Origin of the sequence: Thioclava sp. ES.031, assembly GCF_002563775.1 — a bacterium.
In the GTDB taxonomy this organism is placed as follows: Bacteria; Pseudomonadota; Alphaproteobacteria; order Rhodobacterales; family Rhodobacteraceae; genus Thioclava.
Window position 1 is genome coordinate 2,345,922 of the sequence record NZ_PDJO01000001.1, and the last position, 13,113, is coordinate 2,359,034.

Here is a 13,113-nt window from a genome sequence, read left to right on the forward strand (position 1 = left end):
ACACTTGCGGGCGCGCGCGGCCTCACTACAGTGGCGTAATGCGTGCGCTCGCGATCACATCCGTCAAGAACGAAGGCCCGTTTCTGCTGGAATGGCTGGCCCATCACCGCGCCATCGGCTTCACGGATTTCCTTGTCTTTTCAAATGACTGCGACGACGGCACCGATGCGATGCTGGATCGGTTGCAAGACATCGGTTGGCTGACCCATGTGCCCAATCCCGGCCCGTGGAAGGAAGGCCCGCAATGGGCGGCGCTGAAACAGGCCGATGCGCATCCGCTGGTGGCTCAGGCCGACTGGATCGCGGTGATCGACGTTGACGAATTCGTCACCATAAAGACCGGCGACGGCACGCTTGGCGCGCTGATCGAGGCCGTCCCGCAGGCCACCGCCTTCGCGATGACGTGGCGGCTGTTCGGCAATTGTGGCGTGGTGGGCTTCGAGGATCGCCCCGTCACGCAGCAATTCCCCCGCTGCGCGCCGTCGGACATGCTCTGGCCGTGGCGCGCGTCGATGTTCAAGACGCTCTTCGCCAATACGGGCGCCTATGCCAAGCTCGGCGTCCACCGCCCCCGTGCGCCGCAGGACGACAAGCTGGCGGGCACGCTCTGGGTCGACGGATCGGGCCGCAAACTGCCGCCGCAATATCAGCGCCAGAAGCTGTTCACCCCGCCCGGCAGCGCGCCTTACGACCTTGTTCAGCTCAACCATTACCCGCTTGGGTCGATGGAGGGCTACCTCGTGAAATGTGACCGGGGCCGGTCGAACCGGCAGGCCGGGGCCTTCGACATGTCCTACTGGGTTGAGCGGAATTTCTCGGACGTGGAGGACGATTCGATCCGTCGCCACGATGCGGGCACGCAGGCGCGCCTCGCCGAGCTGAGCGCCGATCCCGACCTGCCCCGCCTGCACAATGCGGCGGTTACGTGGCGCAAGGCGAAAGCCCGCACGCTTCTGCGCGAGGAGCCTTACCGCGCGCTTTTCGGACGGCTCTTGCTCTGCCCGCCAAGCCGTCCGCTCTCGCCGCAAGCCGCTAAACTCATGGTCCGCCTTGCAAAAGCGGCGATTGCCGAGCAATCGTGAACAAACGCCACTAAATGCGCCAATTGTTGCCTGTTAAGAAATGTGGCGGCAGATTCCTCGCTTGGCTCCTATTTGTGCCCCTTTCTTGCGGTGATACGTTGGGTGAGCAGAATTGGCGGCGACCCGCCCGCGCCCGCAGCATGCGAAGCGCGCACGAAAGCTGAAAGAGGCGAAGGTGAGCAAAGCAGACACGGAGTGGCACGCACGGCTGGAAAAGATCGCGGACGAGACCGGCTATCACGAGCCGCTCGGCCCCGATCACGAGGTGCTGTTCCACGACGACTCGCCCGTCCTGATCGTCAGCTTCGAGACCCGGCCCCAGATCGAGGCCGATCGCGAGGAGGCCCTGCCCTTCGGCTACAAGATCGCCCGCGATGAGGGCTGGTCCGCGCTCAGCGTTATCGCCTCGGACGAAAGCTGGTTCCGGGATCCGGCCATCTATGCCTATTTCGACCGTCTCGTCGACGAAGCCTTCTTTGAAGATTTCGACCGTGTCGTGTTCTACGGCGCCGGTCCCTGCGGCTATGCGGCGGCCGCGTTTTCAGTCGCGGCACCCGGCGCCACGGTGATCGCTCTCGCACCGCAGGCGACACTCGATCCGACACTCGCGGGCTGGGATGACCGGTTCCCGCAGACCCGCCGGATGTCCTTCACCGATCGCTACGGCTTCGCGCCCGAGATGCTCGACGGCGCGGAGCGGGCCTTCGTCTTCTATGACCCGTTCGAGCGGCTCGACGCGATGCACGCGGCGCTGTTTGCACGACCCTGCGTGTCGCTGATGCCGTGCCGGCATATCGGCCCGGACCCGGCGGCGGGGCTGCTCGACATGGATATTCTCGACGAGGTTCTGATCGCTGCGGGCGCAGGCAAGCTGACCCCGTCCCTGTTCTGGACCTTCTTCCGCGCCCGGCGGCTCTCGAAACGCTACGTGATCCGGCTGGTCGACCACCTGCGCCGAGCGCGCCGCCCGGTGCTGGAGGCGATCCTGTGCCGCGCAGTCGGGACGAGCCAGAACCGCCCGAAATTCCGCAACCGCTATGAGGCGCTCGCCCAGAAGCTCGCCGAGCAGGGAATCGAGTTGCCGGAGCCACAAGAACGCGCTGGCGCGGCCTGAGCCCCGATTGAGAGACTGGAACGTAAAAAGGGCGCGCCCCGGCTGGGGGCACGCCCTTTTTCAATGCGAGACGCCCGGGCGCCCCGGACCGCGATCAGATGTAGAAGCGGTCGCGGAACACGTGGCGCACGATGCCGTCGCGGGTCAGACCCATCGCGGCCAGCTCGGCGTCGCTTTTCGCGTCGAGCGCACGGATCTGCTCCTGGCGCGACTGGCGCTCCATATAGGCGACGAGGCCTTGTGCGATTGCGTGGCCCATACGGGCGAAGATCGATTGTCCGCCATGGGCGGTGGTAACGAATGCCATTGGAAACCTCCTGAGGTTCAGCGTTCAGGTCGTTTTCTCCCTTGACACTGAATTTAGGTCAGCCTTGCTGCCAGTAGTACCGCCATCTCCGCATCCCCGCCATGCAAATGCTGCAGCGCGGCATGCGCACTCCCTCTGGATTTGCACGCAGCCTCGGGCTAAGGACTTTTCTCATGAGCACGATCACCCTTCCCCGCCCCGACGATTGGCACCTGCATCTGCGCGATGGCGCGATGCTGGAAGGTGTCGCCCCAGAAACCGCCCGTGATTTCGCCCGTGCGATCATCATGCCGAACCTCGTGCCCCCCGTGGTACGCGGAGACGATGCCGCCGCCTATCGCGAGCGCATCCTGAAGGCGCTGCCCGAGGGGAGCGATTTCGAGCCGTTGATGACGCTCTACCTGACCGAGAAGACCGACCCGCAGGATGTGGCGCAGGCCGCCGCCTCCGGTCTGGTCAAGGCGGTGAAGCTCTATCCGGCGGGCGCCACGACGAACTCGGACTCGGGCGTGCGCGATTTCGACAAGGTGCGCGGCGTTCTGGAGAAGATGGCCGAGATCGGCCTGCCGCTTTGCGTGCATGGCGAGGTGACCCGCCCCGAGGTCGACATCTTCGACCGCGAGGCCGTCTTCATCGAGACTGTGCTGGACCCGATCCGCCGCAAGACCCCCGGCCTACGCGTGGTGATGGAGCATATCACCACGAAAGACGGTGTGGATTACGTGGCCGCGCAGGATGACGACATGGGCGGGACGATCACCACGCATCACCTGATCATCAACCGCAACCATATCCTCGTGGGCGGGATCAAACCGCATTACTACTGCCTGCCGGTGGCCAAACGTGAGACGCATCGGCTGGCGCTGGTCGAGGCCGCAACCTCGGGCAATCCGCATTTCTTCCTCGGCACCGACTCTGCACCGCATGTGGACGCCGCCAAGGAAACCGCCTGCGGCTGCGCGGGCTGCTTCACCGCGACCCATACGATGCCGCTTCTGGCGCATGTGTTCGAAGCCGAAGGCGCGCTCGACAAGCTCGAAGGGTTTGCCTCACGCAATGGCCCCGCCTTCTACCGCCTGCCGGTCAACGAGGCGACGCTGACGCTCGAGAAGACCGACCAGCCCAACAGCTGGCCCGCCAAGATCGAGACCGGCGCGGGCCCCGTCACCCTCTTCGATCCGGGTTTCCCGGTCCATTGGCATGTAAAACGCTGATTTCCAACTGCTCGAAATATCCCCGCCGGAGGCTCCCATGCCTGCCGACGGACGCTCCGCGGGGGATATTTAGACCAAGCCGAAACCAGCCTTGATAAGGACGAGATGATGATCCCCAGCTCCTTCCCCAGCAAAGAAGAAATCGCCCGCCTGACCGCGCAGATGCTTCTGGAAATCGAAGCGGTGCATTTCAACGCCGACGAGCCCTTCACGCTCGCCTCCGGCCTGCCCTCGCCGACCTATATCGATTGCCGCAAGCTGATCTCCTTCCCGCGTATCCGCTCGACCCTGATGGATTTCCTCGCCGTGACGGTGATGCGCGAGGCGGGCTTCGAGGCCTTCGACAATATCGCGGGCGGCGAGACGGCGGGCATTCCCTTCGCCGCGATGGTGGCCGAGCGTCTGGCCCTGCCGATGACCTATGTGCGCAAGAAGCCGAAGGGCTACGGGCGCAACGCGCGCATCGAGGGCGCAATGACCGAAGGCCAGCGCGTGCTGCTGGTCGAGGACCTGACCACCGATGGCGGCTCGAAGCTGAGCTTCGTCGACGCGATCCGCGACACCGGCGCGAGCTGCGGCCATACGGCGGTGATTTTCTACTACGGGATCTTCCCCGAGACCGTGCCGAACCTGCGCGAACATGGCGTCGAGCTGCATCACCTGTGCACCTGGTGGGACGTGCTGGCCGAGGCGCGCGCACAGGGCAGTTTCTCGAAGGAAACGCTCGACGAGGTCGAAGCCTTCCTGAGCGATCCGCGCCCGTGGCAGGACGCGCGCAAGGGCTGAAACAGCCCGGAGATTCCTGTGGATGATCCTGTGGAAGCTCTGGGGAGCGTTTTGGCCCCGAATCTCGCGCTTCGAAAATAATCGCGAGATGTGGTAGGCTCCCCACGGGCAAACACCATAAATTCCGAAAACTCCGCTGAAACAGCGGGGTTTTCCCCAATCTTATCCAGATTCCCTTTTCCCCCGGCTGCGGCTAAAAGACCGGTGACGGGATGGGGACACCGAGGCAGGTACATGAACGATCAGGCACAACGACCCGATGAGGGGCAGCCCGGAAATTTGCCCGCAGAGGGCACCGCACTGCCCCATAATATCGAAGCGGAACAACAGCTTCTGGGTGCGATCCTCACCAATAACGACATCTTCGACCGGATCGCCTCCGTCATCAAACCGGAGCATTTCTACGAGCCGGTGCACCAGCGCATCTACGAGGTCGCGGCGGCGAAGATCCAGAAGAACGCGCTCGCCTCGCCGGTGACGCTGAAAGCCTATCTCGAAGACGATGAAGGGCTTCAGGAACTGGGCGGGCCGGCCTATCTGGCGCGTCTGGCGGGGGCGGCGATCTCGGCCTATGCGGCGCGCGACTATGCGCTGATGATCTACGAGATGGCAGTGCGGCGCGGGCTGATCGAGCTGGGTCAGGATATCTCGTCGCGTGCGGGCAAGCCGCAGATCGACGACGATCCCAAGGAGCAGATCGCCTCCGCCGAGCAGCGGCTCTACAACCTCGCCGAAGAGGGGCAGGCGCAGAAGGGCTGGACCTCGTTCCTGTCGGCGGTGACCGAGGCCGTGCAATCGGCCAACGCCGCCTATCAGCGTGACGGGGGGCTGGCGGGCGTCTCGACCGGGCTCGTCGATCTCGACAAGAAGCTGGGCGGCTTCCACCCGTCGGATTTGCTGATCCTCGCAGGGCGTCCCTCGATGGGGAAAACCTCGCTTGCGACCAACATCGCCTTCAATATCGGCAAGGCCTACAAGAAGGGCATGCGCCATGACGGGGTCGAGGGCGCGATCGAAGGCGGCGTGGTCGGGTTCTTCTCGCTCGAGATGAGCGCCGAACAGCTGGCCGCGCGTATTCTCTCGGAAGCCTCGGAAGTGCCCTCGGAGCGCATCCGCCGCGGCGACATGACGGAGAGCGAATTCCGCCGCTTCGTCGAGGCCGCGAAGGCGCTGGAGAAATGCCCGCTCTATATCGACGACACGCCCGCCCTGCCGATCGGTCAGGTCGCCGCGCGGTGTCGCCGTCTGAAGCGGACGCATGGGCTCGACGTGGTGATCGTCGACTACCTGCAGCTGCTGCGCGGCTCGGGTCGCGGCGATAACCGCGTGCAGGAGATCGGCGAGATCTCGATGGGCCTGAAGGCGATCGCGAAGGAGTTGAACATCCCCGTGGTCGCGCTGTCGCAGCTGTCGCGGACGGTGGAAAGCCGCGAGGACAAGCGCCCGCAGCTCTCCGACCTTCGTGAATCCGGCTCGATCGAACAGGATGCCGACGTGGTTATGTTCGTCTATCGCGACGAATATTATCACGAGCGTCTCAAGCCACCGGAAGACGATCCGAAATTCGCCGAATGGATGCAGAAGGCCGAGCGCGTGCATGGCAAGGCCGAGGTGATCCTCGGTAAGCAGCGTCACGGGCCGATCGGCACGGTGGAATTGGCCTTCGAGAGCCAGTTCACGCGCTTCTCGGATCTGGCCAAGCCCTGGCAGGGCGACGGCAACGAAGGGTTCTGAGCGGGGCTTGGGGGGGGGCGCTGCCCCCGCACCGCGAAGGCTCTGGCACGTATAATCGAGCAGAAACGGAAAAAGGGGGGCCCAGTGCCCCCCTTTTTTAGTGTCGGTCGGTTATGACGCGCGGCGCGCTCAGTAGAGGCCGCCTGCCGAGAGCGAGCCGAAATCGGCCTTCTTCTTCGGGATGACCTTCTGCTGACCGGTCGAGGTGGTGACCGTCGTCGAGCCCGCATCGTCGCGTTCGCCCTGCGCAAACAGCGGCAGGTTCGAGCCCATCGCGAAGCCGCCATCGACGACCAGCGAGCCGAGGCCCGACATATCCTGACCGGGGCGCAGATATTCGGCTTGGACGAATTCGCCGGTGGCGCTGTCGTCCAGACGCTCGCCGGTATAGCGGTTGAACTTCGCCCAGGTGCCGCCCGGCGGAACCTTGAATTTCGAGCCGCCGAATTCCTTGATCGCTTCGCGCATGAACTCGTTGAACACGGGCACACAGAGCGTGCCGCCATAGGCGTGACGGCCCAAGCTACGCGGGTTGTCGTAGCCCATGTAGCACGAGGCCACGATGTTCGAGCTGAAGCCGGTGAACCACACGTCCTTCGCGTCGTTCGTCGTACCGGTCTTGCCCGCGATCGGAACCGGCAGATCGACCCCGTAGCCGGAGCCGCGCTTCACCACGCCCTCCATCAGCGAGATCATCTGATAGGCGGTGATCGGGTCGATGATCTGGTCGCGGTGGCTGACGATCTTCGGCCCCTGCCCCTCGGGCAGGTTCGGATCCTCGCAATTGGCGCAGCTGCGCTGATCGTGGCGGTAGATCGTGCGGCCATAGCGGTCCTGCACGCGGTCGACCAGCGTCGGCTCCACCCGCTCGCCGCCATTGGCGAACATCGCATAGGCCGAGATCAGGCGGAACATCGTGGTTTCCTGCGCGCCGAGCGCATTGGCGAGGAATTGGCGCATATGGTCGTAGACGCCGAATTTCTCGGCATAGGCCGCGACCGTCTCCATGCCGATTTCCTGCGCGATCCGGATCGTCATCAGGTTCCGTGAATGCTCGAGCCCGGTGCGCATCGGCGTCGGGCCGTAATATTTGTTCGACGCGTTCTTCGGGCGCCACATGCCTTGGGGCGTGTTGATCTCGATCGGCGCGTCGACAACGATCGTCTCGGGCGAGAAGCCGGAATCCAGCGCCGCCGCATAGACGAAGGGTTTGAAGTTCGAGCCCGGCTGACGCATCGCCTGCGTGGCGCGGTTATAGACCGAGGACTGATACGAGAAGCCGCCCTGCATCGCCAGCACGCGGCCGGTATTCACGTCCATCGCCATGAAGGCGCCTTCGACCTTCGGCACCTGGCGCAGGGTCCAGCGGATGAAGGAGCCATCGCTATCCTTCGTCATCGCACGGACCTCGACCACGTCGCCGGTCTCCAGCAGGTCCTGCGCCTGTTTCGCGCGCGGACCGAGCTTGCCGTCGTCTTTCAGCTTGCGCGCCCAGGTCACATCCTCGGGCGGAATCCAGTGGCCGTCCTTGTCTTCCTCGATCCCCTCGATGCCGATGCGGGCCGAGCCGCCCTCGAAGCCCAGCACTACAGCCGGGTGCCAGCCGTCGATGTCGCGCGGGGCTTTCGCGGTCGAGACATCGGAGAGCGCGGCGCGCCAGTCGGCTTCCTTGCCCAGCTTGTCCTCTGCGATCTTCGCCCCGGTGCCGCGCCAGACGCCCTGCTCGCGGTCGTATTTCTCCAGCGCATGTTGCAGCGCCTTCGTCGCATGGGATTGCAGATCGGGGTTCACGGTCGCGCGGATCGTGAGGCCGCCGCCGAAGAATTCCTCTTCGCCGAAGCTCTTCGACAGCTGGCGGCGGATTTCGTCGGTGAAATAGTCGCGCGGCGGAAGCTGCGCGCGGAACGGGGCGTAATCGCCGTTCTGCACCGATTTCAGCGGCTTGTTCTGTTCCGCCTCCATCGTGGCGCGGTCGATCCGGCCATCCTCATACATCCGGCGCAGCACGTAGTTGCGGCGATCCACGGCGGTCTTGTAGTCGCGCACGGGATGCAGATCGGCGGGTTTCTTCGGCAGCGCCGCGAGATAGGCGGCCTCGCCCACCGTGAGATCGGCGAGCGGCTTGTTGAAATAGGTCTGCGCGGCAGCGGCGACCCCGTAGGAGTTCTGCCCGAGATAGATCTCGTTGAGATAGAGCTCGAGAATACGGTCCTTGCTCAGCACATGTTCGATGCGCGAGGACAGGATCAGTTCCTTGATTTTGCGCTCCACCGAGCGGTCCGAGGACAGAAGCAGGTTCTTCGTCACCTGCTGGGTGATCGTCGAGGCCCCGCGCACGTCGCGCCCGCCCGACTTCACGGCGGTGAACATCGCCGCCGCGATCCCGCGCGGGTCAAAACCGGGGTGGATGTAGAAATTCTTGTCCTCGGCCGAGACGAACGCGCCCTTCACCCGGTCGGGAATGTCGCGGATCGGCACGAAGAGGCGGCGCTGCTCGGCGAATTCGTCGATCAGACGTCCGTCGCCGTTATAGATGCGCGAGATGGTCTTCGGGCGGTATTGTGCAAGCTGGTCATAGCTCGGCAGATCGCGCGAATAGATCCAGAAGATCGCCCCGATGGTGAGCGCGGCAAAGAACAGCCCGGTCACAACCCAGGAAAACACGCCGCCGATCGAGCCGAGAATGAAACGGATCACTGATACACCCCTTGCCTCGGGGCAGATTACCCCATCGCGCCAGCCTATACATCGCGCCTTCGTGACGGTCAAAGTAATGTGCGCTCACGCTTCCGAGAAGACTCCGCATGGTCACAATCCCGCCCAATGCGCGGATGACCGCGCGTCAGACCGGGAACAAAACGCGATTATTGGCGCAAAAGCTTCGCCTCGGCCGCATCGCCCTGCGCCCAGGTCTCGACGCCCTTGGTGAGCGCCGCAGCCATCCGTGCGCGCCAGTCGGGGTCCTTGAGCCGCGCGCGATCGGCGGGCGAGGACAGGAAGCCCAGCTCCACGAGGACCGAAGGGATATCGGGCGATTTCAGCACCGAGAAATTCGCGCCCTGCACCGGGTGTTTGTGCATATGCAGCCCCGCCCCCTTGATCGCGCCCGCCAGCACCTGCGACAGCCGGACCGAGCGCGGCTGCGTATCGCGCCGCGCCAGATCGACGAGGATATGGGTGATCGCATCGCCCTGCCCGTTCAGATCGACACCTGCGAGGATATCGTCGCGGTCGTGGCGCTGCACCAGCTTGCGGGTCGCCTCGGTCTCGGCGTGATCGGCGAGCCGGTAGATCGTGGAGCCGGTCGCCCGACCTTCGGCGATGGAATCCGCGTGGAGCGAGATGAAGAGATCCGCCCCCGCCGCGCGCGCCACCGTCACGCGGGTCTCGAGTGGCACGAACACGTCCTGATCGCGGGTCATCACCACCTGCATCCCCGCCCGGCGCATCGCGTCGCGCAGCTGGCGGGCGAAGCCCAGCACGATATCTGCCTCATGCGCGCCGCCATCCTCCGCCCCCGGATCGATGCCGCCATGACCGGGATCGAGCACCACCTTCAGCGGCCGCGTCCCGTCCTGACGGCGATGCGGCGCGGCGGTCGGCGCGGGTTGCGGCAGATCCCACAGCGCGGAATCGGCGGCCCCCTTGCGCGGGGTGAACTTCGCCGCGGGCACCTGCGCCAGCGTCAGCGCGATCTCCGGGTCGCCCTTGGTGCGCTCTTCAGAGGTGACGAGGCGCATCGGATGGGCCAGCTCGGCCACCATCCGCGACCAGCCGGGCCGGAACTTGCCCCAGCGCAGACCTGTGATCGCATCGCTGCCCTTGAGCAGGGTCTCGGGCGGGTTGGCGCCGAAATTCACCTCGCGGAAGTCGATGACGAGCCGGTAGGGATCGGCCAGCAGAAAGGCGCGATACGGCACGGGCTGACTGATGCCGAGCGTGATCGCGATCTTTTCGCCATTTTGCGCGATCTGGCTGCGGTCGGGCGCATATTGCGCCAAAGCCGACAGGTCCTGCGCCCGCGCAGGCAGAGCCAGCGCGAGAGACATCGCGAGAAGAAGAATGAACCGCCCGATCATACGCGCCCCGTTTTTATGCGCTTTCGTTTTGCGGGCACTATAGCGGCCGGGGTCGCGCGGAGCAAAGGGCGAATGGGGCTGGCTTGGCGCGGGCGACCAGCCCGGGCCGCGCCCGTCCGGCCCTTCTCTTGCGCTACAGGCGTTCGCCGGACGTCCTTCCACAGGAAGGCCGCTTGATCCGGCCCCCCTCAGCGCAAATCTTCAGCGGTTCTCCATGAAGCTCCGCAGCCGCTTGATCCCCTCGGCGACCCGCTCGGGGCTTTGCGCATAGGAGAAGCGGATCGTCTGCGCGCCGCGATGGGGGTCGAAATCCATCCCCGGCGTGACCGCCACCCCGACGCTCTCGAGGATTTCCGCGGCGAAAGCGGCGCTATCCTCGGTCAGCTCCGACACGTCGGCATAGAGGTAGAACGCCCCATCGGGCGGCGCGATCCGGGTGAAGCCCATCTTCGGCAGCTCTTCGAGCAGCATCTGCCGGCTTTCGCCATAGCGCGCGACATTCTCGGCCATCTCGTCGAGGCTCTCCAGCGCGCCCAGAGCCGCCACCTGGCTCGCATGAGGGGCGCAGATGAACATATGCTGCGCGAGACGCTCCACCGTGCGCAGATGGCTTTCCGGCGCCACCATCCAGCCCACGCGCCAGCCCGTCATCGAGAAATATTTCGAGAAGGAATTGATCACGAAGACGTCGTCGGAAATCTCCAGCGCCGAGACCGCGCGGCCCTCATATTGCAGCCCGTGATAAATCTCATCCGAGATGAAGGCGATGTCGCGGGCCTGACAATGCTCGATCAGCGCCTGCAGCTCCGGCTTGCCCAGCATCGTGCCCGACGGGTTGCCCGGCGAGGCCACGATCAGCCCGGCAAGATCGTCCGGGATTTCCTCGGGCGTCGGCTGGTAGCGGTTCTGCGCCTCGGTCGGAATGCCCACCGGCTCGATCGAGAGCGCCTTGAGGATCTGGCGGTAGCTCGGATAGCCCGGCTCGCCCAGCCCCACCTTGTCGCCCACATCGAACAGCGCCGTAAAGGCCAGCTGGAACGCCCCGGAAGAGCCCGAAGTGATGACCACGCGCGCCGGATCCAGATCGATGTCGTACCAGCGCTTGTAGAGCTTCGCGATCCCCTCGCGAAGATAGGGCAGCCCCAGCGCCACCGTGTAGCCCATCGGCTGGCTCTCCAGCGCCTCGGCCAGACGGCGCTTGGCGGCCTTCGGCGCAGAGGTGCCCGGCTGGCCCACTTCCATATGCACGATGTCGCGGCCCGCAGCCTCCGCCTCTGCCGCCATGCGCAGCACATCCATCGCGATGAACGGTTCCACCTGCCCGCGTTTCGACTGCCGCATCCGCCTTCTCCTTGCCGCTTGAGATTTCGCCCAAGGGGTTAGGCCGAAGCCGCCCGAGCGTCAATGCGGCGTCACTGCACGCATCTGTCGGCGCGCGCCTCGCGATGAAGCCGCGCCCTGCGCGCTAACGCCCTCTTGATCCCGCGCGCCCGAGCGGTCAGGTTGCTTGCGAACCAACAGGACCCGATCCAAAGGATACGCCCATGCTCCGCACGCTTCTGGCCGCGACCGCCTTCGCCGCGCTCGCCACGGCCGCCCCGCTCACCCCGGCAGCCGCGCAGGATTTCGACTTCGCCAACATGACCGACAGCCAGAAATCCGCATTCGGCGACGCCGTGCGCGAGTACCTGATGGCCAATCCGCAGGTTCTGGTCGAGGCGATCAACGAGCTGGAAGCCAAGCAGCAGGCGCAGCAGGCCGATAACGACAAGCAGCTGATCAAGACCAATGCGAAGGACATCTTCGAGGACGGTTACAGCTGGGTCGGCGGCAATCCCGATGGCGACATCACCGTCGTCGAGTTCATGGATTACAAATGCACCTACTGCAAAAAAGCCTATGACGAGGTCTCGGACCTGATCTCGAAGGACGGCAATATCCGCTTCATCGTCAAGGAGTTCCCGATCCTCGGCCAGCAATCGGAACTGGCGGCGCGCTTCGCGGTCGCGACGAAGCAGATCGACGGCGACGACGCCTATGCGAAGATGCACGACACGCTGATGAAGGCGCGCGGCAATCTCACCGTCGAAAGCCTGAGCCAGATCGCCAAGGATCAGGGCCTCGATCCCGCTCCGATCCTCAAGCAGATGAACGATGAAAAGGTGACCGAGGTGCTGCGTCAGAACTACCAGCTGGCACAGCGCATGGCGATTTCGGGCACCCCGGCCTTCGTGATCGGCGGACAGCTGCTGCGCGGCTACGCGCCGGAAGCGGCGATGGCGAAAATGGTCGCAGAAGAGCGGAACGCCGAGTAATCCGTGCCTGAAGAACGCCGCACAAGGCCTTCTTAGGATTGAGATTTTTAAGATAGAAAGCGCCGTCCGGGTCCATCGCGATCCGGGCGGCGTTTTCATGTCGTTTACCGTGAGAGTCCGAAGTTTTCACGTCTTAGGGGGCCGTTAATGGATCGGGCGTAGCCTGCCCTCGAAAAGGACTGTGATGCGACTCGAATTGCTGCTTATGACCCTCTCGGTGCTCTGCGCGCCGATCGCCGCCCTCGGCATGCTGCCAGAAGACCGACCGGGGCTTTACCTCGTCGTGGTCCCGCCCTGGCGCGCCGCCGATCAGGTGATCGCCGCCGCAGGGGCGCATCCCGTGGGACCGGTGCGCGCGCCCTTGGGAGAATTCGCAGCAACAGATGCGCCGGGCACGCTCGCCCGGCTGCGGGCGGCGGGCGCATGGGTCGTTCTCGACGCCAAGAAAATGGCCTGGCTCTGCGGGGCGGCCGAGATTTGAG

The 13,113-nt window shown here is 64.7% G+C and carries 11 protein-coding genes; 7 read left to right on the forward strand and 4 right to left on the reverse strand.

What is annotated here, in order from left to right; genetic code table 11:
* Positions 1-38: 38 nt before the first annotated feature.
* On the forward strand, positions 39-1,082 hold the full coding sequence (locus AXZ77_RS11205; protein WP_098411218.1) for a glycosyltransferase family 2 protein: 1,044 nt from the start codon (positions 39-41) through the stop codon (positions 1,080-1,082).
* A 175-nt stretch (positions 1,083-1,257) separates the two neighbouring features.
* Positions 1,258-2,196, forward strand: a complete 939-nt coding sequence (locus tag AXZ77_RS11210) for a phosphoadenosine phosphosulfate reductase (RefSeq protein ID WP_255266479.1) — start codon at positions 1,258-1,260, stop codon at positions 2,194-2,196.
* A 94-nt stretch (positions 2,197-2,290) separates the two neighbouring features.
* On the opposite strand, the gene AXZ77_RS11215 is transcribed toward AXZ77_RS11210, so the two are convergent.
* Complete coding sequence (locus AXZ77_RS11215; RefSeq protein WP_098411219.1) at positions 2,291-2,503, reverse strand: hypothetical protein; 213 nt, start codon at positions 2,501-2,503, stop codon at positions 2,291-2,293.
* A gap of 173 nt (positions 2,504-2,676) precedes the next feature.
* On the opposite strand from AXZ77_RS11215, the gene pyrC reads away from it, so the two are divergent.
* The 3 genes from pyrC to AXZ77_RS11230 all read left to right on the forward strand — a co-directional run bounded on the left by pyrC (position 2,677) and on the right by AXZ77_RS11230 (position 6,237).
* Complete coding sequence (gene pyrC, locus AXZ77_RS11220; RefSeq protein WP_098411220.1) at positions 2,677-3,717, forward strand: dihydroorotase; 1,041 nt, start codon at positions 2,677-2,679, stop codon at positions 3,715-3,717.
* A 108-nt stretch (positions 3,718-3,825) separates the two neighbouring features.
* Positions 3,826-4,503, forward strand: a complete 678-nt coding sequence (locus AXZ77_RS11225) for an orotate phosphoribosyltransferase (protein WP_098412522.1) — start codon at positions 3,826-3,828, stop codon at positions 4,501-4,503.
* 234 nt (positions 4,504-4,737) lie between these two features.
* Entirely contained in the window at positions 4,738-6,237 is a 1,500-nt protein-coding gene (locus AXZ77_RS11230; RefSeq protein WP_098411221.1) for a replicative DNA helicase, read from the forward strand.
* A gap of 129 nt (positions 6,238-6,366) precedes the next feature.
* Here the strand turns inward: AXZ77_RS11230 and AXZ77_RS11235 are convergent, their stop codons facing one another.
* The 3 genes from AXZ77_RS11235 to AXZ77_RS11245 form a co-directional block, all read right to left on the reverse strand.
* Entirely contained in the window at positions 6,367-8,934 is a 2,568-nt protein-coding gene (locus AXZ77_RS11235) for a penicillin-binding protein 1A (RefSeq protein WP_098411222.1), read from the reverse strand.
* 167 nt (positions 8,935-9,101) lie between these two features.
* On the reverse strand, positions 9,102-10,316 hold the full coding sequence (locus AXZ77_RS11240) for an N-acetylmuramoyl-L-alanine amidase (protein ID WP_098411223.1): 1,215 nt from the start codon (positions 10,314-10,316) through the stop codon (positions 9,102-9,104).
* A 201-nt stretch (positions 10,317-10,517) separates the two neighbouring features.
* Complete coding sequence (locus tag AXZ77_RS11245; protein WP_098411224.1) at positions 10,518-11,657, reverse strand: pyridoxal phosphate-dependent aminotransferase; 1,140 nt, start codon at positions 11,655-11,657, stop codon at positions 10,518-10,520.
* A 203-nt stretch (positions 11,658-11,860) separates the two neighbouring features.
* Here AXZ77_RS11245 and AXZ77_RS11250 point away from each other — a divergent pair, with 203 nt between their 5' ends.
* A complete protein-coding gene (locus tag AXZ77_RS11250) occupies positions 11,861-12,631 on the forward strand; it encodes a DsbA family protein (protein ID WP_078520963.1) in 771 nt (256 codons plus the stop codon).
* Between the two features lie 184 nt (positions 12,632-12,815).
* Positions 12,816-13,112, forward strand: coding sequence for a hypothetical protein (locus tag AXZ77_RS11255; protein ID WP_098411225.1), 297 nt, complete (start codon positions 12,816-12,818; stop codon positions 13,110-13,112).
* Position 13,113: the final 1 nt, after the last annotated feature.